The organism is Labilibaculum sp., from assembly GCF_041595635.1.
Lineage (GTDB): Bacteria > Bacteroidota > Bacteroidia > Bacteroidales > Marinifilaceae > Labilibaculum.
This window is the reverse complement of the sequence record NZ_JBFHJW010000046.1, coordinates 1-25,090: the sequence shown is the minus strand read 5'-3', so window position 1 is coordinate 25,090 and position 25,090 is coordinate 1. Positions and strand designations below refer to the sequence as shown.

Here is a 25,090-nt window from a genome sequence, read left to right as displayed (position 1 = left end):
TATACGTAAAATGTTATTAGATTCTAATTTGCATCTTTAGCCTTCATTTTTTGATATATTCTCACATAATCAATTTGCATGCTCTGCGGAAAGCAATCTTCATCGATTCCTTCTACTCCACCCCAATCGCCACCAACGGCCAGATTTAAAATAAAAAACTGAGGTTTATAAAAAGGCCAATTATCATCCGTTTTTACAGCAGGAGCATAGGTATAAAATGGATTACCTTCGTCGTTCACGTAAAAGCTGATACTATCTTCCGTCCAAATCATTCCGTAAACATTAAATTCTTCTGCACAATTTTCAACCATCAAACTTGATGTATTAATTGTAGATCCATAACTTGAAGGTGTATGCAATGAACCATGCAAATTATGAGCATCATAACCTACATGCTCCATAATATCAATTTCGCCACAAGCAGGCCAACCAACTGTATCTATGTTTGCACCAAGCATCCAAATGGCTGGCCAGGTTCCTCGTCCATCAGGCAGTTTTGCTTTCACTTCAACCTTACCATACAACCAACTCACTTTTGAATTTAAACGCGCCGAAGTGTATTCTTTCCCTTCCAATTGCTCTTTTAAAGCAGTAATTCCGAGAAATCCATTTTCAACCCATGCATTTTCTTTATTTGCATGTGTATAATGTTGTAATTCGTTGTTTCCCCATCCTGTAGCATTTCCTTCGGTATCATACATCCATTTTGTAGAATCGGGTAATCCAAGCTCATTAAATTCGTCACTCCAAACCAATTGATATCCTTTACTTAAAGAACTCTTATTGCTTTCTGAGTTTTCTTTTGATTTAAAATTACAACTGAATAAAAGCAGTAAACTGCTTAACAATAAAGTAACCTTGTATTTTATCATGCTTGTTTTTTTAACCTCTTTATTCACTTTTAATCAATTCTATTTATTGATAGACTCTCACATAATCTATTTCCAGTGTTTGTGGAAATATAGTATTATCTATTCCTTGTGCTCCTCCCCAAGTCCCACCAACAGCCAAATTTAGAATGAAAAACTGAGGTTCATCAAAAGGCCAGTTATCATCGGTTTTTACTGTAGGCGCATAGGTATAAAATGGATTATCTTGATCGTTCACATAAAAACTGATACTATCTTCGGTCCAAATCATTCCGTAAACATTAAATTCGTCTTCACAATTTTCAACAGTTAAGTTTGATGTGTTAATTGTAGATCCAGAACTAGAGGTTGTATGCAGTGAACTATGCACATTATAAGGATCATAGCCTACATACTCCATAATATCAATTTCTCCACAAGCAGGCCATCCTGCTGTGCTTAAGTTTGTTCCTAACATCCATATGGCTGGCCAAACTCCTGTTCCTGAAGGAAGTTTAGCTCGAATTTCCATTCGTCCATAGGTAAATTCTTTTTTTCCCCAAGTAATCATACGTGTTGATGTATAAGAACCGGCTGTTTTATCATCATTTACTTTTTCCGCGGTAATCACTAAAACTCCATCCTCAATAGAAGCATTGTCACCATCGGTATAGTTTTGTAATTCATCGTTGCCCCAGCCACCTGAACCAGTTTCAAAGGTCCAGTAATCAGTATTGACTGAAGAGCTACTAAATTCGTCACTCCAGACTAGAGTTTCGGAAGTATCATAATCGGGATCATCGCTCTCAATAGTTATTGTTTTACTTATCGATTTAGTGTCGACAATTGAATTTAATGGACCCCAAATTGTTAATGTCACATCATAAGTACCAGCCAAAGGGTAGTAGGCTGTTCTTTCCGAAGATTTATCGGTTGACTTTCCTGTCGTTTCATCATTCCCAAAATCCCATTCCACATACAAATAATCGCCTGTGGAATTATTTGTAAATGTTACAGTATTAGGATCTGTTGAATCAATTTCGTAGTCGAAACCAACTTCGTATTCTGATTCATCGTCATTGCTGCTTGAACAAGCAGAAAAGAACGAACTGGCAAGAACCAGAGAAATGTATGTGAGAAACTTAACAATCTTAATCATCATTCTTAATTTTAAGTAGATATAAAAACTCCCTGGAACCATTTTTCAGATTCCAGGGAATTAAAAAATTACTATTCAGACAATATAAAATCGTCGATATAAAAGATTCCTTCGTTGCAATGACCTTCAGCACCAAGCTGAACAACAATTTGGTCAAAGTCGGTTCTATCACTGTAAGCACTAAAGTCGAATATCAAATCAACCCAAGTACCATAATCAGCCTCGCTAATTGTATTTATCACAGTCGCTTGTGTTTCCCAGGCGCTACTGCCAAGAGTTGCATCCTGAAGTTTTACTTCTACCTGAGGTTTTAGGTTGTACTCTGATAACCATGATACATCGGAAGGTTGACATTGAGTTTCATAATCGTTGAAATTAGGAATGAAAACTTTCATAGTGAATACATTTCTAACTGACAAATCCATTCTGTATTCAAGTTCAGTATAAATACTTTCCCAACTACCAGTACCTTTTGAATACATAGCTACATAATCGGAAGTATTTACTCCTACTTTTGCAAAATTACTTATGGTTTCAAAACCTGTAACGTCAGCAGTCCAATCGATATTACCATTTCCTTCAAAGTCTTCAAATATATCATTTGATTCCAATGATTTTTCAACAACTTCGGCAACATAACCTTTTGAAATAAGTTTAAAGCCCCAACCATTTCCATCAGCTCCAATACAAGACAATTCCATATTGTTTTCATCTAAATACAGGATTTTATACAAGCCATCAACAGCTCCTACATCAAAGATTGGGTACAATGGATTTCCAGAACTGTAAATAGTAAGGTAATCGCCATCGATAAACCAGGTTCCTGAGGCAGGGTCGGTATAACTTACACGATAATCGTCACTTATTTGCGTTGCATCGCTATAGTAAGAATTAGAAATCTCAGATTCTTTCACATAACTGTAACCATTGTTCTCGTAATCGAATCCAAAGCCATCTAAAGTGAAAGTGATTTCGTCGTCGTACATTCCTACACCTGTTTTAACAAGAGCTGAAGCAGACCAATAGCTATCTGGATCGTCGAGGCTTGGTCCAACACCAATATGCCCAGAAACCAAACTATCCATTACCCAAACTTTACCATCGATATCATCAATACCACCACTCAAATAAATAAAATTATCAGAAGTAAAAATTGAATAATCGGTTTCAGTTTGAGTTATTGTTTTACTTGCTGATGCACTTGATCCATCGGCAGCAGATATGGTTAAAGTAACCGTATAAGTGTCTGGCAAAGCATAGTAAGCTTCCACTTCATCGCCTGTAGCTGTCGAACCATTTCCAAGACTCCATTTTGCAGTATAAACTCCATCCACTTCGGTTAAGTTTACAAGGTCAAAATGAAAATCATCATCACCCTCAGAGATTGTAAATTCAATTTCCTCGGAGCTAGGAGCTGTACTCGAAGTCAACTCATCTTTATCGAATTCATTTGGATCGCAGGCTACAAACATGCTAAGCATCGCCAATACAAATCCGGCTATAAATATATTTTTCATTCTTTATCGTTTTTAAATTAGATTAATAACCATCGTTTTGAACCAATAAATAGTCGCCAGATGTTTTATCAATTTCGTCCTGAGAAATAGGGAAATATTTTCTTGTATCATCCCATGTTCTTTCTGAAGAATAGTCAGAAATACTTTCGGTTAACAAATCTGTGTCGCCCCAACGAACAAGATCCCAAAAACGCATTCCCTCGCCAACAAATTCACGACGACGTTCCAACTTAATATTGTCAGTAGTTGCATCAATTGAAGTCATACCTGCTCGAGTACGAATAGCATCAAGACAAGATTGAGCAGAAACAGAAGTTGGAGATTGTCCATCCATTACGATTAGCTCAGCAGCATTCAAGTAAGCTTCCGATAAACGAAAGATTCTTGTGTTATTATCGTAGTTCAAAGAAGTATTGTTTGGATCATCGTTGTATCCTTCACGAGCAGCATACTTAGCTAAGAAATAACCAGTGTTCTGAAAACGAGCTGAATATGCATCATCTTCAAATTGATTAATAGAAGCTGCTAATCGCTCATCACCATCTTCGAAAATGGCAGCAGTTGCAGCACGAACCGGAGCAAATCCCCATCCGCCTTCATAATCGGTAACATCACTTAACAAGTCATCACCCGATAATTCACTAGGAGAAATAAAGGCTGGTAAGTTGGTACCATAACCACTCCAGGCAGCACCCCAGTCTTTTCCTTCTGATAATTGATTAGATTCGAAAATTGAACCAGAACCAAATTCACCATCACTCAACCAAATTGAAGCGAAATCATCAACTAAAGAAAACTCACTACTGTTAATGATTTCTTCCATATCGGCTAGGACTTCAGCATATTTAGTTTCGTCTTGCTGATACATCACAATACGTGCTTTTAACATCATGGCAGCAGCTTGAGATGCTCTACCATCATTAGCAGCGGTTGTCTGCATTGGTAATTTATCATCGGCAATTGCGTAATCAACATCCTCGATTAATTCTGCATAAATCTCATCAGCAGTATATTGAGGTGCCATGAATGGATCTTCCAATTCTTCTTCGAAATAAGGAATATTACCCCAAAATTTCCATAACCAATGCACATAGTAAGCTCTTAAAAAATGAGCTTCAGCACTATATTGTAACAAATCTGCTTCGTCAACATCAACAGAGTTCTCGCAAGCTGCAATGGTTTCATTACAACGACTCAAACCCGAATAGTAAATACTCCAAAGTCCTGTAGGAGTTAAATCTGCATTCAAATTGTACTGAGACATGTTGTAAAGAACCTGTTGATCACCAGCAGAACCTCCACCCTTATAGATATCATCCGATAAAAGATCAGACATTAAAGGCACACTATTGTATTGATAATCGGCATACGAATCAAATAGTAACAATTGATAGCTTGAGCCTAAGTAAGATAATAGATCGTCCTCGGTAGCTGTGCCACCAGCTTCCTGCGAATCGGTAGCCTCCACGGTTAAAAAGTCGTCACTACAGGCTGTTAGTCCTATTAGTGCAGCAAAAAATATTGCTTTTATATATTTATTCATAGTTAGTATCATTTTGAATTAGAAAGTAATATTTGCCCCGAATGTAATGGTACGGGATTGTGGATAAATACCTTTATCTACACCTATTGTAGTGTAATCACCTGAAGCAATTTCTGGTTCAAATCCTTCATAATCGCTAAATGTTAGTAAATTTTCAGCTGCAACATAAACTCTGAACTTGCGAACAATATCTTTACGGATAATAGAAGAAGGAATGGTATAACCCAATTGAATATTTTTCAATCGTAAGTAAGATCCATTCTTAATGTACAAGTCAGAAGAACGCCAGTTGCTATTTGGATCTTCAGAGGTTACCCTTGGAATTTTATAAGAGCTACCTTCACCAGTCCAACGATTTAAAATCCATGATGGACGGTTCATAGAAGGAATATCAGTTCTTTGAGAGAAATCAAAAATATCGTTTCCAATGGTTCCCTGAAAGAATAAAGCAAGATCGAAATTTTTATAGTCTGCACTAATGTTCAAACCATAGGTCCAATCGGCCATACCTTTTCCAATTTTTGTTCTATCCTCGTCACCAATCTCACCGTCGCCATTGTAATCCACAAAACGAACATCACCAGCAACAGCACTTTCACCGTAAGCGGTATTATAAGCATTCGCTTCGGCTGCATTCTGCAACAAACCATCGGTTTTGTATCCATAAAAATATGGCCATACTTCCCCATTTGATCCTTTTACATAGGCTCCCAAACCTGAAGTACTATTACTTTGGTAAACAGTTTCACCAGACTCATTTCCCATATCAATTAATTTATTTGTGATATAAGAGGCCTGAGCACTCACTGAATAGTTGAAATCTCCAATATTATCTTTGTAGGTAACTTCAAATTCAAAACCTTTATTCTCCATGTCACCCGCATTACCATAAGGAGCAGATTTACCAACATAAGAAGGAATTGGTAAAGTTGTTAACATGTCTTTTGTATCCTTTTTAAAGTAATCGATACCAATGGTTAAAGCGTAATCGAATAAACGAAAGTCGATACCTATATCGGTTTGTACTGACTCTTCCCATTTTACATCTGCATTAGAGATACGTCCTGAGCTATAACCATATTGCATACTTGAATAATCACCAGAACCGAAGTAGTAGTTTTGACCACCATCTAAGAAACTTGCGTAAGCAAAAGCATCAATATTTTCGTTTCCGTTCTTACCCCAACTCGCACGTAGTTTCATATAATCTAACCAATCTGGTCTGTTATCCATGAAAGTCTCGTTGGTAACATTCCAACCTACCGAGAAAGAAGGAAAAGTTGCCCATTTATTATTCGATCCGAAATTTGAAGAACCATCACGACGAACAGTTGCCTGAAACATGTACTTCTCATCGAAGTTATAATCAGCACGAGCAAAATAGGAAGCCAAAGTTTTTGAAGAATAACCACCTGTTCCTCCAGAAACACTTGAATCATCTTCATCAGCGGTTGCATAATCAATATTTGCTTTGCTAGAATCATCATCAGCTAAATCGTAATCTGTACCTGACAAATATCGGTATGTATATTCCTTTGCAGACTGTCCTAATAAGGCAGAAAAATTATGCTTTTCGTTAAAGGTCTTTGTATAGTGCAAAGTGTTCTCTAACTGCCAGTTATAACCACGATTCATAGTAGAATAAACTGTAGAGGTTTCATTGGTATTTTGTGTACCTAAATAATACTCATAAGCATATCCATCATTTCCCCAAAATGCCAAATCCACACCGTAGCTACTTTTGAATTTAAGATCTTGAATTAGCTCCAATTCAGCCCAAAAAGAGGCAACAAACTTATCCGAATTATCGGTTGAGTTAGAAGGTGCATTTAGCAAAGCAACAGGGTTAACGATTTCTTGAAATCCTGAAGGAGGAAGAGAAAATACATTCCCATCAGAATCGGTAACAGCAGTTGGGTGAGCCGCCAAAACTGCATCTGGATCATCTGAATAAACCGATACACTAGGATCGAAAGCTACAGCACTTCCTAAAATAGAACCGTACTCCGAGTTTGTTTCAACACTACTCGATACGATACGAGTATAACCCGCATTCACACCAACTTTTAAGCTTTTGAACCAATTTCTATCTTCTTCCATAACGTTATAAGTATTGTTCAAACGAATACTGTAACGTTCTAAATTAGATTTGTCGTAATCACCACCAATGATACCGTCTTGAGTATAGTAACCAAATGAAGCAAAATAGTTTGTTTTATCAGTAGCTCCACTAATACTTACCTGATGGTTTTGAACAGGTGCATCATAATTAAAGACTTCATCCTGCCAGTCGGTTCCTTCACCAGCAGATGCTATTTCGGAACTTGAATAAGTGGCAGAGTTTCCATCATTCAATTCCATTTCGTTCATGATGGTCATGTACTCCTCAGCATTTAAAACTGACTTTTTAGTCCATGGATTCTGAAATCCAAAAGAAAAATCATAGTTAATAACCGCTTTCCCTTTTGAACCAGTTTTTGTTGTCACTAATATAACACCATTAGCACCACGAGTACCATAAATTGCGGCTGATGCTGCATCCTTAAGCACCTCTACAGATGCAATATCTGAAGGATTCAAGTAGTTAATACCACCATCAACAGCCATTCCATCAACAATGTAAAGAGGATCACTATCGTTAACCGTACCAATACCACGTATTCTTACTTTCGAATCAGAACCTGGCTGACCAGAACTTTGAGTAATCTGTACCCCAGAAACTTTACCTTTTAAAGCATCCTCGATACGTGCTGGACTTCCTTTTTCAAGATCTTCAGCAGACACACTACTAATAGAAGCTGTAACTACACTCTTTTTTTGTACTCCATAACCAACTACAACCACTTCATCAAGTCCAGTAGTACGAGGCTCTAAAACAATATTGATCTCTGTTTGCTCGCCAACTAAAACCTCCATAGTTTCAAAACCAATCATGGAAAAACTAAGAGTTGCACCCTCAGGCACGCTAATAACGTACTTACCATCAAAATCGGTTGATGTTCCAATAGTAGTGCCCTTTAATACTACCGAAGCAAATGGTATTGGTGTATCGTCCTCCCCTGAGGAAACGACACCAGTCACTTCACTATTTTGCGCAAACGTAGTCAGGCAAAACAATGAGAGAAATAAAAACAAGATCGTTTTTTTCATAAATTTTTTGTTAAAAGATTAGAAAAAATTAGTTAGTTGATTAAGGTAACGATCACCTACATCGTTTGCAATATAGGTTCATTTCCTAATCACAGCCAACAAAGCCAATACATCATAAACTCATCAGGAATAAAACTACATACATCATTACTACATCATTTGACTTATACGCTTCGGCATCACTCTGATTATCTTGACATTAACATCTTTTAACAATTATTAATTTTTTAATACTACATACATCATTTTTGTAAAAACACACAATATACTATTACCTCTTATTTTAGAGGCAAAACAGGTGTAAATCGCCTATACTACTAGTAAAAGCAAACGTTTTAAATAAGTTACAAGAACACCACTTCATAACTTACTTGCTAACAAAAAAATCCTCATTTTTCTTCTTTTGATAGATTCTCACGTAGTCAATCAGCATATTTTGAGGGAAGGAATCCTCATCTATTCCTTTTTCATTTCCCCATGCTCCACCAACGGCAACATTTAAAATCAAATAAAATGGTTTTGTATACGGCCATTTCAATTCTCCTAATCCTTCATTCTTGTATTCAAAATATAATTGATCGTCTACATAAGCTCTCATCAACTGAGGTGTCCACTCCCAGATATAAGAATGAAATGTCTCAGAAAAATCAGAAATAGTAATTGCAGCTGTTTTTTGTGTTCCAATTTGCCATTGATAATCGGCAGAATGAGCCGAAGCATGAATTACTCCAGGATTATGGCCCACATGTTCCATAATATCGATTTCACCAATATTTGGCCAATTACCATCATTAAAAGACCAATCTTTAGGCATCATCCAAATGGCTGGCCAAGTTCCTCTCCCATTTGGCAGCTTAGCCCTCACTTCAATTTTGCCATACAACCAACTCTCTTTTGAATCTAAACGTGCTGATGTGTATTCTTTTCCTCCCGCCTTTTCTTTTCGTGCAGTAATGGTTAAAAGGCCATTTTCAACCCAAGTATTTGTCTTTTTTGCTATCGTATATTCTTGTAATTCTTTATTGCCCCATCCAACTGAATTTCCTTCAGTATCGTACTTCCATTTGAAAGAATCAGGCAATCCTGTACCATTAAATTCATCACTCCACACCAATTGATATTCACGATCTGAAGTACTACTATCTTTTAGGTGGATTGATTTTTTTGCTGTAGAATTACAAGCAAACAATAAAAAAAGGAGCAGCCACAATTGACTGATATATTTGTGTATCATTATTTTCGTTTCGAATTAAAAACTAATAATTTCAAATAATTACATTTATCTAAATACTACTAGCCTAGGATGTTACTTTCCATGCAATTCCTAGAAAAAGAAGGTTATCATATCAATTTCCAGTATCCCTAATGCATGTTTGCCATTGGTAAAATATAATCTTATTGCGTTCTCTCAAAAAAAAACAATCTGGTTTATCAATTCTTCAGATTTCGCCATCTTTTAAAAAATACGACGAATTCATTTTATCTCTTTGTCAATCATTCATCCCATTTAGAACATGTATCAACAATTCATTCTACATTATTTACTTTTAAAGTGCTAAAAGAAGAATTCTGAACACTCATTTGCATTTCTAAAATTGATAGAGAAATTTTTATGTTTGTTTCTTATTTGAGGCATAAAAAAATGTGCTGATGCATTCCTGCACCAGCACATTTATTTAAATATAGCTTATTGATATACTCTTACGTAATCAATTTCCATTGTTCCAGATACAAAATCATCAGCAATTGTACCACCTAAAGTACCTCCCATGGCAACATTTAAAATGATGAATTGGTCTGTGTCAAAAGGCCAGGTATCATCGTCTTGTGTGCTTGGATCGTATGTATAATGAATCACATCATCAACAAGAAATGAGATCTCATCTTCCGACCAGTTCATTGAATACACATGCCACTCACTAGTAGGATCTTCCACACTTGCATCGCCAGTATTACTGGTATCTCCAGAGCTAGAAGTAGTATGAATAGAACTAGAAATGCTTCCAACATCACTTCCCACGGCTTCCATGATATCTATTTCGCCACAAGCAGGCCAAGTATTGGTTGAATAATTGGCACCCAACATCCAAATTGCAGGCCAGGTTCCTACTCCTTCAGGAAGTTTTGCTCTCACATCAACTCTACCGTAAGTAAATTCTTTTAAATCTTCTGTTTTTAGTCGAGCTGATGTATAAGACCCATCATCCTCTGCTTTAGCTACAATTTTTAGAGTACCATCCGATACGTAAACATTATCGGCATCGGAAGTATAATTTTGCTCTTCACTGTTTCCCCAGCCATCATCACCAAGGTCGTAGGTCCAAATTGTAGTATCCGGAGTTCCATCGGTATCGAATTCATCAGACCAAAGTAAATCAGTATATTCAACATCTACTTCATCCTCATCATCTTCAGATGGTTTGGTTGTTGTAAAAGTATGATACCATGCATAGTCAGAGTTATTTCCCTGAACTGCTCTTACCTGCAACTCGGTATCAGAGATAGATACAATTTCGTATTCGGAAGTTCCCATGTAGAAACCAAAGAATCCATCATCGGAAAAGTTCATTGTAGTTCCCCAATAATCACCTACTTCAGTAGCCACAGAACTTGCAGATGATAAGGTAACACTCTTCACTCCATCGATATCAAATTCATAACTTCCCTCTTCATCGTATCCATAATCAGACACGTAGTCGCCTTGAATATAGGCCGTTCCTGATTCATTAACCTGCTCAAAAGTTAATTCACCATCAGCATAGGTAAATGTGAATTCACAATCGTAAAGGTTCGATGCTGATTTTTCCCAAGCACTAGCCTGATACCAAGAAGCCCAAGTATAATCATCACCATAAGCTGTGTTGTTGTAACCAAGTCCTAAGTGCCCAGACTCATCAGCAGCCCAATACCAGGTTCGTGAACTTCCTCCGGTTAGATATTCAACTGCTTCTTCGTCAGAGAAACTACAGTAAACATCTAGTGTTGCGCTTGCAGTTGAACTAATTCCTCCTGTTCCTACAGCAGTTACAGTTACATCGTATGTAACAATTCCATTGCTTGTGAAATTATGCGAAACAATTCCATCGGCAGCCACTTCCTCATCGGTTCCGTCGTTAAAATTGTAAGTATAGGTTATGGCGTCGTCGGCAGTAGTTGTAAAAGTTACCGTTCCACTGCCATCGCCATACAAGTTATCATCGTCAACTCCTGAAATCTCGTAAGATAGTTCAAGGTTTGTTGGCGCAACAAGCGTATCTAGCTGATAATCTTCCTCACAGCTGTTCAAAAGGAACAGAAATCCTAAAAGCAAGGAAGATAAAAATATATTTTTCTTCATCATTATTTTTCGTTTTTTGATTCTTTTCAAAAGAAATCGATTCAACTAATTAGTCAACTAATTCAATATCATCAAAATAGTAAGTGTAATCACTTGTTCCATCTCCTACCGTTCCGTAATCCATAAAGATTACCAATTTCTGATATTCGTTACTTGTATCGATGGTACTGAAATCGAATGTTAGTGTTTCCCATTCGTTAGCTACCGTTGTATTTACGGTTTCTTCAAAAGAAACAGATGCATCATCGTCATTTTCAACTTTAAAAATAACTGGCACACCTGCTCTTGGGGAGTAGACTTTGATTTGAAAGCTTGTATTTGTTGAGAAATCAATCACATCATCCAGTGAGATATAATTTCCACCCCAGGTTTCGCCACCAGAATATTTTACAACTTCGGCAACCGTAGCACTTGTGTTGATACCCGATGAAGAAGGATTACTGGCAACACTCATTACACTACCACCAAATTCACCCCATGAATAATCCAATATAGAAGATTCAAAATCCATAGGAATACTCAAAGTCTCTGTTGCTGTTTTATAAAAATACAGGTTGTCTAAATAGATGGTTTCGCTTCCATCTCCCACAAATTTGAATTGAATTAAATCCTCCATTGAAAGACCCAAATCCGTAAAGTAAGACAAAGGAATATCATAGCTTACCCACTCGCCAAGAGTAATATCTAAATCGTAGCTATCTTCACCAGTAGCTGAACTAATTGGGTATATCAAAACAGAAGTCGCATCGGCTGTCCACATATCCACATGTAAATACTCCATAGAAGAGGCATCTACTGTGCTACCGAATTGTGTTCCCTGATAATCTAATCCGGCGTACATCAACATATTATCGCCGTCAACGCTTGGGTAGGAAACAGCATTGGTTTGTCCCCAATTAGGATTAAAATCCGTATCAGCCACATCATCGTAAGCATCGCTATAAATAGAAATTACACTAGAGCTATAAGCCGATGGAGTTGGAGCCGCTTCGGTTGGAGCCGAGATTGCGGTTGCTGTTACCGTAAATGTAGTATCGGTAGTTGCAATGGCACCACTACTTGCCACAACAGTTACTTCATAATCGCCAGCTGCAGAATAGGTGTAGGATACTTCACCAGTTTCATCAACAGTAGTTGCATCGGTATCTCCATCGCCAAAATAGTAGTAAAACTCAATGGCATCATCGGCAGTAGCAGTAAAATTAACTTGAAGCGATGTGCTTGCGTCATTTTCGTAGCTAACAACTAAGTTTTCTGGGGCTGAAAAAGTAACAACTAAAGTATCGGTTATATCAGTTGTTAAACCAGTAATTCCAACAGCTTCAACCTCTACAGTATAAGTTCCTTCTAAATATGTGTGTTCGATGCTTTCGCCAGAGTCGTATTGAGTAGTATCAGAAGCATCTCCAAAGTTAACAATGAAAGATTGTGCTCCTTCCGCAGTTGGCGAAAGAGTTACCAAACCTGAATTATCATCACTATACGTGAAGCTTACTGCCACATTTGATGGAGCAGCCAAATAATCGAGAGAATATTCTTCATCCTGATCGCTTTCGCAAGAATAAATCGCGAATAAGGATATGAAAAATATGCTTAAATATTTTAATGTCTTCATATTCATTTTTGTTTAGATTAGTAACCAGGATTTTGCTCCCAAAGACCATTTGAATATTCAATTTCTTCATCAGGAATTGGAAATAATTCATTTTTATTCTCGGTGAAACCATCTATTGCATCAGCTGCATAACCAGTTCTCACCAAGTCGAAAAATCGTTGACCTTCACCTAGCAATTCTACTCTACGCTCATGGTAAATGGCGGCAGTTAAATTATCACCTGTTACTGAAATTTCATGATCGGTATCCGCAAATCCTCTGTCACGAACCATATTTACATAGCTAAGAGCTTTTGAATCGGAAATACCACCACGGTTATAAGCTTCTGCAGCCATTAACAAAACATCGGCATAACGGATAGCACGGTAGTTATTAGGATTGGTTAAGTTCACATCACTTGAAGCATCGTCGCTTCTTTCTCGAGGTAAATACTTTCTGTTGAAATAGCCAGTGTGCTCATAACCTTCGGAGTAGGTAGCACCTGTACTTTCAGCCCAAGCTTCGATATCCAAAATAGCTACATCTATACGAGGATCATCATCTTCAAATTCATCAACAGCATCTTGTGTTGGAATGTTAAAACCATATCCAGAAGAAAAGTAATCTCCTTCATAACTTCTCACCCCGTTGAACCCAACTGCTACATTTCCTTCACTACAATTTAAACAGTCGAAACTAGCTCCTTCTGTTTCATCGTATTGTACCTCAAAAATAGCACCTGAACCATTTTCTCCTTCGTCTTCGAAAATGATATCATAATCAGACTCCATAGAGTAAGTCCCACTACTGATCACATCATCCAAAACATCAGCAGCATTCTGAAATTCCTCCTGATATAAGTAGGCTTTTCCTAATAATGCTTGAGCAGCCCCCAAAGTTACTCGACCTGTTTGATCGGCTGTAACTGGCAAAACATCTATAGCATCTAACAAATCAGATTCAATTTGGTCGTACACTTCAGCAACCGTAGAACGTTCAATAGTAGTTTCGTCGCCCATTTCGTAACGCTCATCGATTTTTAAAGGAATCCCTCCGAACCATTTCACCAATTCGAAAAAATAGTAAGCTCTTAAAAATTTTACTTCACCGATGTACTCATCTTTGCCATCGAAATCCATATTGCCTTCAAACTCCATAAAGTAATTGCAACGTTGCACTCCTGCAAACATCCAATCCCACACATCGGAAATATAATCATTATCGGCAGTGTGAATCATATCGTCAACTTGTTGCCAACCCGTAACATCGGTAGCACTTTCGCCGCCACAAAGGGTATTATCCGAAGCAATTTCCCCTAAGATAACATTCAAGTAAGTAGACTGTAATATATCATAGCAGGAAATTAAAGCATAGTAGTAATCCTCTTCAGAATTAAAATAATTCTCTGAGTCAATAGAGTATTCTTCTGTTGTATCTACAAAACTATCTGAGCAAGAAACGCTGAATACAGATAGAAATATAAAAACCAAAAAATAGGTTTTGAATTTTATTTTCATTTCCAAGGATTTTTAAAAGTTAAGGTTTAATCCGAATGTATATGTTCTTGAAGCTGGGTAAAAACCATAGTCAATACCACCACCAATAGGATCTCCTGATGATGCAGCAGGATCGTATCCAGTATAATTAGTGAAAGTGTAAAGATTGCTTACTCCTGCATAAACACGACATTTACTGATGCGTAATTTTTGAGTGATTCCTTCAGGCAAGCTATAACCTAATTGAATATTTTGAATTCTTAAGTAAGAAGCATCCTCCACAAAATATTCAGAAAGAATTGAATTGGTAGTAGAAGCAGTGGTTAAACGAGGAACAGAATTACTCGTTCCTTCACCAGTCCATCTATTTAAAGCGGTACTTAATTTATTCACGTAGTCGTTATCACGTTCGTAGTTACGAATCATATCGTTGCCGATGGAAGCGTAAGCATAAGCTACAAAATCAAAGCCTTTGTAATTTAAAGTCAGATTTAAACCCATGGTAACATCAGGAATAGGATCCCCAATATTGGTTTTATCATCTGAATTTAACTCACCATCGCCGTTGTTATCTACATATTTAATATCACCAGGAGCTGCTTCGGCACCCAAATCTAACTGAGAAGGAGCTGCATCAACTTCGGCTTGATTTTGAAACAAACCATCGGTTTTATAACCATAGAAGTAACCAATTGGCATCCCTACTTCCATACGTGCTGGAGAACTTTGACCTACACCAAACGAACCACCTTCAACGTATCCAGTATCATTATCAACTTGTTTCACATTATTTTTTAATGTCGTTAAGTTGTAATTAATTTTATAAGATAAATCTTTAGTGATATTTCCTCGGTAACCAACAGCAAATTCAAACCCTTTATTTTCTACAGTACCGGCATTAATTGTTGGTCCTGATGCCCCGGGAGCACTTGTACCCAAAATACCAGAAACAGAAACATCCGAAAGCAACAAATCTTTGGTTGTTTTCACAAAATAATCGGCACTAAAATCAATACGATTGTTAAAAAGCTTCATATCAAAACCAAAATCAATTTGTTCTGATTGTTCCCATTTAACATCTTCGTTAACCAAAGATCCAATGGCTGTGCCATAAACCAACTCATCATCAAAAACATAAGTAGCTTCACCATCTAAAGAAGAAGTATAGGTATAAGCATCGATATTATCTGAACCTAGAATACCATAACTAGCTCTTATTTTAATAAAATCGATATTGTTAATTCCTTTCATAAAATCTTCATCAGAAATTACCCATCCCATAGTAGCCGATGGGAAATAACCAAAAGCATTTCCAGAACCAAATTTAGAAGAAGCATCTCTACGAATCATTGCTGATAGTAAATATTTGCCTTTATAATCGTATTGGGCACGCGCAAAGTAAGAAAGTCTCCGGTTATCGTAACTAGACGAGTAATTAGATATAGAGGAACTTACATCAGTACACAAACTAATATCAGCATACTCCCATGAGTTATAAGGTACTTCGTAACCTGTTGCACCCAAATAATTACCCCATTCTTTGTAAACCGTTGTACCTAAAGTAGCGGTTACATGATGATCTTGGTTAAAGGTATTTTCGTAAGTGATAAACGCATCAAATGTATAATCATTATAGTTATTATAAGCCTGATAAACACTACTTTGCGTAACATCAAATACTTTTCCACCATAATCAACTTCCATGGAAAAATCTCTGGATTCATCGTTCGTTGTATTAAAACCCATACGAGCTGTTCCTTTGATATGCTCATTAAGATCATAACTTAAACCAAAAGTACCGTTCAATTTTCTAAGGAAATATTCATTGTAAGTATTATCAACTTGAGCCAAAGGGTTAATAATTTCTGATCCCAAATCGGATGATGCTAATGTATATTCTCCGTCTTCGTCATAAACTGAAGTGGTTGATGGCATATTAAGTGCATTAAATAGTACCGATCCCAAACCATTTTCACTAATGGTTTTTCTTTTCACGTAAGTATAAATAACCGAAGAATTTAATTTAAATTTATCCGATAAATCAGCGTTTAAATTCAAACGAGCCGTATTTCTTTTGTAACCCGATTTAGATTTACCAACAATCCCTTTTTGATCCATATCAGAAGCCCCAAATGAATAAGTTATTTTATCGGAACCTCCAGAAACACTAACTGTAGTATTATAAATGGGAGCTTGTTCGAAAACTTCATTTTGCCAATTGGTACCTTTTCCTAATCCTGAAAGAGATGAAAAAGGAAGATCTTCGCCATTAGCTGCAAAAGACTCATTCAATAAAGTAGCATATTCGGTTGCATTTAAAACTGGAACTTTTCGTGATGTCTCCTGAATTCCTACTGATGAATTTATTGAAACATTTGTTTTCCCTTTTTTTCCTTTTTTAGTAGTTACCAAAACAATACCATTGGCACCAACCGTACCATAAATAGCTGCCTGAGCATCTTTAAGAACAGTAATGGTTTCAATATCGTCTGGACTAAGCAAGCTTAAATCTCCCTGATAACCATCGATAATTACAACAGGAGCAGAATCGCCATTGGTACCAATTCCACGAATACGAATGTCTAAACTAGAACCCGGAGCACCCGATTGCGAAGTAACATTTACACCCGCAACAGTTCCCTGTAAAGCTTGTTCCACCTTTATCGGCTTAATCTCTTCAATCGTTTTCGCTCCAACGATGCTAACAGCACCAGTTAAATCTCTCTTCTTTTGAGTACCATAACCAACTACAACTACTTCATCAAGACCAGTAGCTTGGGTCGTAAGAACAATATTAATGTCAGTTTGATCGCCAACTAAAACGTATTTAGTTTCGTATCCAATCATAGAATAGGAAAGAGTAGAACCATCTGGTACAGAGATCGAGTATTTACCATCAAAATCTGTTGATGTTCCAATTGTTGTTCCTTTTACCACCACCGAAGCAAATGGTATAGGAGTATCATCCTCCCCTGCGGTAACTAAACCCGTTACTACATGCTCTTGCGCAAACGTAGTAAGGCAAAAGAATGATAGAAATAAAAACAAGACTGTTTTTTTCATAAACCTTTTAGTTAAAATTTGAAAAATTAGTTGAAATGATGTTGGCAAAACTGCCTAAATCGATTGCAAAGTAGGCTTAAGCATTAATTGGAAGCAAAAAACGAATTACATCACAAACACAACAAGCAATCATCCCACTACTACATCACTACATCAAACCAAATCTGAACAAGGCTATAATACTGACTAATTGATTATTTACTTTTTCTATTTTCTTATACACTTTTTAACAAATAAGTAACTTGGACAAAAAAAAGGCTTACTGATTTTCTACCAGTAAGCCTTTTTTATCTACGAATGAAACTCGCCTAAACATTCAAAATAAAATCGATTAAATTCTCCTCTCTGTTTAAATTAAATTTCTTACGCAAGCGATACCGACTAATCTCTACTCCACGCACCGAAATATTCATTAACGGTGCAATTTCCTTAGTCGACAAATTCATCCTTAAATAGGCACAAATTCTCAAATCTTTTGGGGTTAATTGAGTATACTGCAATCGTAATCTCTTCAAAAAATCTTCGTGTACCTTATCAAAATGAAGCTCGAACTGCTCCCAATCCTGAGCACTGTTAAACTCGGCATCCATGGTTTTAATAATTTGCCTTACCTGAACCAAAGCAACAGGATCTTTAATCTTCTTTAAAGCCTTTTTTAATTCTCCCATCGAATAAGATAACACTTCATTCTTATGAATGATACTCATTGTAGAACCTGCTAACTCGCGATTCTTAAAATCAACCTCACTTCTTAATTTTTCATTCCTAAGCTGAACAATTTCCCGTTCTGAAATAAGTGCCTCTTCTCTAAATTTCTGTTCTTTTATTCGAAGTTCTTCCTCCTGCCTCTTTTTTAATTGACTTTGCATTTTGCGGACTCTATGTCGAACGATAAAAACAATGCAATAAATACAAAGCATAAAAAACAAAACATAGGCAACAATCGCCCACAAAGAACGATACCAGGGAGGTAAAATGCTAAAGTGAAATTCTTCTACTCCTGATTTTACGCCATACTGATTTTTCGATGCAAGTTTAAATATATAATTACCTTCAGGTAAGTTGGTATATTCTTTTTGTAAATGAGTGTTCCACTCCGAAGGGGAATGATCGAAACCAACCAACTGATATTGATAACGGAGCAGATTAGATTCGCTATATTGAGGAGCTGAGTAAGAGAATTGGATGCCATTATTTTTATAAGGAAGCTGAATGCGATTCTCTCCACTATTTGTAAACTGAACCTTCGAAGAATTCAAATGAGCTCCGTAAAATAGAAGAGAATCTTTGGATGTTGTCAGATTTACCTGACGTATTAACACCTCGAAAGGCTGATCGTACTTTTTAGTAATACCAGGGGCGTAATGAACAAAACCACCTTCGGTACAAAGTATTACATTTTTCTTATCAAGAATACTAATATTTTCAAAAGCATTAATAAAAGATCCTTTTAAAGAGGCAAAAGGTCTGGTTACTTTTTCGTAAGAATTATCAATTTGAGATTTTAAGAGACCGATGTTTTCATTCTGAATAAACCATACATCCCCATTTTTTTCTTCGAACAACTTATTTACAGGAAACTCTTTTCCAAATAAATTATTCAAGTACTGATGCTCTTCGAAACGATCCGATTCGGGAACATATTTGTAAAATCCATAGGGACTCGAAAAAACAGTTTCGCCCCGAATTTTGTGTACATTAATATTCAGGTTGGACTGAAAACCATCTTCTTCTCCATAAAAACGGAAACGAATACAAGAATCTAATCCTTCATTCAAAAACAAACGATAAACCCCTTTATAACCATGACACATCCAAATGCTATTATCATCGTTCCAAACTATTTCTCTTGAAGATTCATTGAAACCTTCAATTTTCTTTACAAATTTCCACTTGTTATTTGTTTTTGCTGATTTTTCAAAGAGAATTAAACCAGTATAAGTTCCTCCAAGCATTTTATTCGGGAAATCCTTTTTAAACAGATATTTCCATCCACCTTTAACCGAAGAAATCAATTCGGCACTTTTTCCCTCTATTCTGAAGGTTCCTTTATCATGCCCACAAATCAATTCGTCATCAATAACCTGCAAACTCCATACCTGACCCGATGTGTTTTTTACCAGTTTGAATTCATCCTTAAACTTTTCTGGAAAAGAAAAACTATATTTTCGTGTATATAAACCGGTATTGGTTCCAAGGTATAGATATCCATTGTGATAAATAGAGGCATAACCTGCTCCCAAATCTTTTTCTTTTGGAAAACTTGATAAGGGTGAACTGATCTCCAAAAAATCTATACCATTATTAAGACCAACCCATAAATCATCACTATTGTCTACCAACAAACTTAATACAGTATTGTTTTGCAACCCATTTTTAGTATTCACATTTTGGATAACTTCACCACTTTTATCAACAATATAGAGTCCATTTCGAACGGTTCCGAATGCAAATTGGGTATCTCCCACTTTGCAAGTGGTAAAAAGCTGATATTTTTTAAATAGATCACTCAAAACTGAATTCCAGGGTGAAATTTTCGAATCCTCCATCAAGTACAAACCATTCAATGCTGTCGCTATAATTACTTGATCTCTCGAGAAAGGAAGCATTCCTACTATTTCAATGTCTTTAAATAGTTCTCCCCCTTTCACCAATTCAAATACCCTTCCCTCCAACCTGCAAAGACCTTTTTTGGGTTCCCGAACGTAAAATTTGTCATTTACGAGAAAACTAAAATCCAATTCCTGTTTCGATTTTAAATAAGAAATTTTTCCACTATTATAATAGTAAGTCTGTTTAAAAGTATGAAAAAGTATTCCCTCTTTGTAAGTAAAAATCTGCCAAACTTCCTCAAAATCTTTTTCCTTATCAGATAAAAGATTCACCAATGATTTATATATGAGTTTTCCTTGCTTATTTGGAACCAGCATTCCGAATTCATTGTAAGCTCCAACATACACATTGGAGGCACTATCAATAGCCAGTGAATGAACTACCGACTTATTTGGCATGGGAATTAAACGCCAATTGTTACCATCAAATTCTAATACGCCAGCATTATTAGCAAAATAAAGTAGGCCATTGGCTGTTTGAACCATGTCCCAATTTTGAGTTTCACCATTATAATCACTTCGTAGATAGTTCTTTATAAAAGGCACTCCTACACTCTTCACCTTAGAAAATGCATGAAAATTCGCGAAAATGAGTAAGAGAAAAATAATTGAATATCTTTTCAAAATAGAATCAGTTTTTATTTTCCGAAAAGTAGTTGGATTCTCAGTGAAATCCAAATAAAATTGATTTCGATAAATAAAGCAGATCATTCAGCATTCGGTTTAAAAAGCACTAATAATAAAGATTTCACCAAAGCGATGAATTTTGACAATTTTAATAAAAAAGAGGTTCGTTTGAACCTCTTTATTTCTAATTATCCATTTTATTTTCTTCCATACCTTCCTGATCCAGAAGTAAGGTCATCATCATCTGAAGAGTCTTCTCCTTTTCCACTAGGCTTTTTACTATGAGATTCCTCCACGGCTTCAAAAGTAAATGGGGCATTTGCCGCACGATATACAGTCTTATCCTTGCTAAAAGTTGGGGTTGCTATATCCCAAACCAAAAATTCTTCATTATTATGAACAACTTCTAGCGCCTGCACATAATCATCGGCCTGAGAAGCAAATCCAACTGCTCCTGTTGTTAGCTTACCCTCGGTTGTGTACCGATAGGTATCAATTGCATCTTGAGTTAATGGAGCTTCTCCCTTAAGAATTTGATCTAGAGTCAAATCTTCCACAAGAGTTTCAGTATGAGAACCAATAACATTTCCATCCTCATCTGTATCAGCAACAATAGTCACATAATCGAGATAAGTTTCTTCGAATTTTGTTCTATCATAGTCAAAAGAGGATAAATCAATGTAATAAATATACTTTGAATATTGCTCTTTCGTTGTTTTATTCATCATCCTAACCTCTTGACAGATAGTAGGTAAAAAACAGGTAACATTACCTTCCTCTGCTTTCTCATAAATATCGTTTCTTGATACTTCGGGAATTCCCATGAATAAATTTACAAAAACAATTTCATCAATAAGTAAAGTACTTGTTTTATCGGATCCGGCAGATATACAGGCCGCTGCCATATTCATTACTAGCTGCTCCTTGTTTATTAACTCCGAATATGATTTTGCACCATTTCCCCAATCATTATCTTCTCTGAATTTAAAATCGAATCCTCCGTAAGTTAGATCCTCTTCAATTAAAAAATTAAGCCCATTTGCATCAGCTAATCCATCAAAACCATGCAAAAGTAATTCCTTGTATATGGCTAAATTCTCAAGAGGAGAATCAATAGGTTTATCTTCATTATCTTCTGCTAAGGCTTCTTCGGTGCGCAACATCATTACACGTCCGCAAAAATCCCGAGTCACATTAGCCACTGTACCATCGCCAAAATTCTTAATCACTTCTGTCATTCTTTTTGAGAGAACTGTAGAAGGTGACCGAATAATATTTAATCGTCCCATTTCTATAGGAGTAACATGATTTGCTACTTCGGTAAGAACCTCTCCTTCGGCATCGTATAAGGATATCACATTTTCAGATCCAACAACATAGCCATCGATAGGTTCAATAAGAACAAATTCTGTCTTAGCTACGGGTTCGAGATCAGGATCGGTGCTTGACTCATAAATTATGTATCCATCATCATCCCTAAGTAATACTTCCAATTCAAACGAACCATCGAGTTTAGGATTCACTACATCAATAATTCCCTCAACCAAAACATCCTGATTGTAAGCTTGGTATTTCATTGGATAGATAACAGGCACACCACTATTGTCACGTTCCATTACCCATAAATCTCCATATAAATCACTCTGATCTGTACTGGTCTGATTACTTCCTTTTTTAAGTTCGAGACTTTCCTCTTCTGTAATTGCTTCCGAGTCTATAATTTCATCGTCGCAAGCAGTAAAGCATAAAAATCCTATGAGAATGAGTATCACATAGGGCGTGGTTAAATTTTTTTTCATGATTATGGTTTTTAAAGTGAATAAAATAATTATTATATATAAATAATGAACTACTTATTTAAGTTAGTTAAAGAAGGTATGAACTTCAATCCTCATTTTGTCCATTTTAAAAGACAATACGCTCATTACATCTCAACAAAATGAGCAAAAACATTGTCGATCAGTGAGTTAATTATCAGTATATTATATATTGTGTTATTTTTTAAAAAATACGTAACTTGTTTAGAAACCAAACAACATGCAAATGGAAAAGTCTACCAAAATATTGATCACTTACGACCAATGTATGATGGCAGAAGGTTTGGAGGCTATTCTATCGAAACAAAACAAACATGCAATTCTTCCATTAAGAAAAAACTATTCTGATATTGAAGGAGACTCTGCAGCAAAACAAGCTGAGATTATAGTAGTGGAAATTTCGGCTATTTCGATGGACCATGTCGAATATATTAGTCATTTACATCAATCCTTTCCATCTCAAAAAATTCTAATTGTATCGGACAGCCCATCACGCGAACTGCTGCAATCAATTTTTTATTTTATTGATGGGTATTTACTCCGATCCTGTTCATCGGAACAATTGATCTTGGCCATTCATGAAGTAATGGAAACTGGAAAATACTTTTGCTCAAAACTACTCCCAATTATTTTTGAGAAGAAACGAAAAAACAAGCACAACATTAATCTTACTTTTCGGGAAAAAGAAGTTCTAACCCTTCTTTTTACTGCAAAAGGCAACCAAGAAATAGCTAACACCTTAAATATCAGCACAACTACTGTGCGAACTCACATTAAAAATATCAGACATAAATTTGGTAACATAACGCAAATTCAGATGATGCGCTATGCTTGCGATAGTAACAGTCACAATGGGATAACAATTCCTTTGTGTCCTAATTGCCGTTTTTTTTGTAAAAAAAACACAAATAACAGACTTTAATCCTTACCAATCAATCACTATACCAATAGTAGGAATTAGCGTGCCATCCTCTTCGCTAACTTGTACTAAACTACGAGGTTCTACCAGTTCGCCCATTTCATCTCTTTCCAGTACATAATCGGGAGATTCTGGCGTTTTACTCATGAGTAAATTTTGAATTTCTAAAAATAACTCGAAGGAAAGCTTTTTAAAATTCCATTTTTTGTCTATCCGAACATCCAGTTGACTGAAAACATCGAGTTTTTCCTCTCCTAAACGAGAATAGTCAAGAACAATATCTGGATAAAGCCTTGTTGTTTCCTCTAGATCGACAGGGACATAGGGCGTTTCACCCGCAAATCGGTAACGTGCACTGATTTCCCAATTCTTTTTCAATTTGTATCCTCCCGTAAAGGAAATTAAATGCCTGCTATCCCATAAAGAAGGTAAGTAATCACCACCATCTAAACCAGTAAATTCGCTGTAGAAAAAAGTATAGGAGAAAATACCATAAAACCGATGACTCAGCTTTTGCTGAAAAAGAAATTCCATGCCATAAGCTCGTCCTTTTCCTATCGTTTTCACTTCTTCGTTTCCTAGAACCTCAAAATCGGCTCCTTTATTGGCCAACGAGACCTGATCGCTTAACGAAACAGGATAATCATGATACTGCTTGTAAAACCCTTCAACACTTACATTCGAGGCTGGTCCTAATATGCGCTCAATACCCAGCACGTAATGATCGCTTTGAGTATAGTCCACATTCTTATTTACAAACAGATTGTTTTGTTTATAACCCAAAATAGTATAAGGTGGCAACTTAAAGTAACGCCCTGCACTTGCTTTTAGCTTCCAATCGTCGAAAAATTCGTAAGACAAAGCTACACGTGGCGAAAGAGTTGCCAGCAAATCATTTCCTTGAGCGAAACTATCACCATCGGTTCGCAAACCAAAGGAGAAGTCTAATTTCTGATGAAAAAATGATTTGGTGGCATTCATGAAGAATCCGTACTTCATAAAATCCATTTTTGTATTGTACTCAAAACCTTCATTCACATTAATGGTTTTATTCCTGTAATCGCTTCGTTGCAGATTAAAACCTCCCGATAGACGCCATTCATCGGCATAGTAGGTAAGGCTATAACGCAACTTACTTTCCATTTCACGCGAATCGTTCTTAAAATACAAACCCGATTGCTCCTCATTATCGGCATATCTCGAGAAATCATTGTCTAACAAATTATTGCTAATGGTGGTTTGCATGAAACCTTTGCTGTTTTTAAAACGATTCTTCCAGCTGAGGCCAATGGTATTGGTGCGTTGCTCGATAAAAGGCGTTTGATCGAGGGTAGACTGCTCGCTTTCATCCAGATCGTCGGAGGCAGCAATGGCAAAATCATCAATAGAGCCCACTCCAATCAGGTTT

14 protein-coding genes are annotated in these 25,090 nt (G+C 36.4%); 1 reads left to right on the top strand and 13 read right to left on the bottom strand.

The annotated features are described in order from the left end of the window. Positions 1–23 precede the first annotated feature (23 nt). From ABYT26_RS12805 to ABYT26_RS12750, 12 genes are all read right to left on the bottom strand, one after another. Positions 24–872 (bottom strand): family 16 glycosylhydrolase, encoded by an 849-nt coding sequence (locus ABYT26_RS12805; RefSeq protein WP_372754497.1) that lies wholly within the window; start codon positions 870–872, stop codon positions 24–26. Positions 873–915: 43 nt separating this feature from the next. Next, the gene (locus tag ABYT26_RS12800) at positions 916–2,010 is read right to left on the bottom strand and encodes a family 16 glycosylhydrolase (RefSeq protein ID WP_372754495.1); all 1,095 of its coding nucleotides are present in this window, start codon (positions 2,008–2,010) and stop codon (positions 916–918) included. Positions 2,011–2,078: 68 nt separating this feature from the next. Then, a complete protein-coding gene (locus ABYT26_RS12795; RefSeq protein ID WP_372754493.1) occupies positions 2,079–3,524 on the bottom strand; it encodes a PKD domain-containing protein in 1,446 nt (481 codons plus the stop codon). Between the two features lie 22 nt (positions 3,525–3,546). Beyond that, positions 3,547–5,067 carry a RagB/SusD family nutrient uptake outer membrane protein gene (locus ABYT26_RS12790; RefSeq protein ID WP_372754491.1) on the bottom strand — a complete coding sequence of 507 codons (1,521 nt, stop codon included), beginning with the start codon at positions 5,065–5,067 and terminating at the stop codon, positions 3,547–3,549. An 18-nt stretch (positions 5,068–5,085) separates the two neighbouring features. Continuing rightward, entirely contained in the window at positions 5,086–8,217 is a 3,132-nt protein-coding gene (locus tag ABYT26_RS12785) for a SusC/RagA family TonB-linked outer membrane protein (RefSeq protein WP_372754489.1), read from the bottom strand. 367 nt (positions 8,218–8,584) lie between these two features. Beyond that, positions 8,585–9,451, bottom strand: coding sequence for a family 16 glycosylhydrolase (locus ABYT26_RS12780; protein ID WP_372754487.1), 867 nt, complete (start codon positions 9,449–9,451; stop codon positions 8,585–8,587). A 453-nt stretch (positions 9,452–9,904) separates the two neighbouring features. Then, complete coding sequence (locus ABYT26_RS12775) at positions 9,905–11,557, bottom strand: family 16 glycosylhydrolase (RefSeq protein WP_372754485.1); 1,653 nt, start codon at positions 11,555–11,557, stop codon at positions 9,905–9,907. Positions 11,558–11,603: 46 nt separating this feature from the next. Beyond that, complete coding sequence (locus tag ABYT26_RS12770; protein ID WP_372754483.1) at positions 11,604–13,169, bottom strand: PKD domain-containing protein; 1,566 nt, start codon at positions 13,167–13,169, stop codon at positions 11,604–11,606. A gap of 17 nt (positions 13,170–13,186) precedes the next feature. Further along, a complete protein-coding gene (locus ABYT26_RS12765; protein ID WP_372754481.1) occupies positions 13,187–14,665 on the bottom strand; it encodes a RagB/SusD family nutrient uptake outer membrane protein in 1,479 nt (492 codons plus the stop codon). A gap of 12 nt (positions 14,666–14,677) precedes the next feature. Beyond that, the gene (locus ABYT26_RS12760; protein WP_372754479.1) at positions 14,678–17,707 is read right to left on the bottom strand and encodes a SusC/RagA family TonB-linked outer membrane protein; all 3,030 of its coding nucleotides are present in this window, start codon (positions 17,705–17,707) and stop codon (positions 14,678–14,680) included. 308 nt (positions 17,708–18,015) lie between these two features. Then, positions 18,016–20,943, bottom strand: a complete 2,928-nt coding sequence (locus ABYT26_RS12755; RefSeq protein ID WP_372754477.1) for a triple tyrosine motif-containing protein — start codon at positions 20,941–20,943, stop codon at positions 18,016–18,018. Between the two features lie 200 nt (positions 20,944–21,143). Further along, a complete protein-coding gene (locus ABYT26_RS12750; protein WP_372754475.1) occupies positions 21,144–22,745 on the bottom strand; it encodes a hypothetical protein in 1,602 nt (533 codons plus the stop codon). Between the two features lie 244 nt (positions 22,746–22,989). Here ABYT26_RS12750 and ABYT26_RS12745 point away from each other — a divergent pair, with 244 nt between their 5' ends. Continuing rightward, positions 22,990–23,685: a LuxR C-terminal-related transcriptional regulator gene (locus tag ABYT26_RS12745; RefSeq protein ID WP_372754473.1), complete on the top strand. Its 696-nt coding sequence runs from the start codon at positions 22,990–22,992 to the stop codon at positions 23,683–23,685. 3 nt (positions 23,686–23,688) lie between these two features. Here ABYT26_RS12745 and ABYT26_RS12740 read toward each other — a convergent pair. After that, positions 23,689–25,090: TonB-dependent receptor plug domain-containing protein (locus tag ABYT26_RS12740; protein ID WP_372754471.1), on the bottom strand; the 1,402-nt coding region annotated here is incomplete at its 5' end.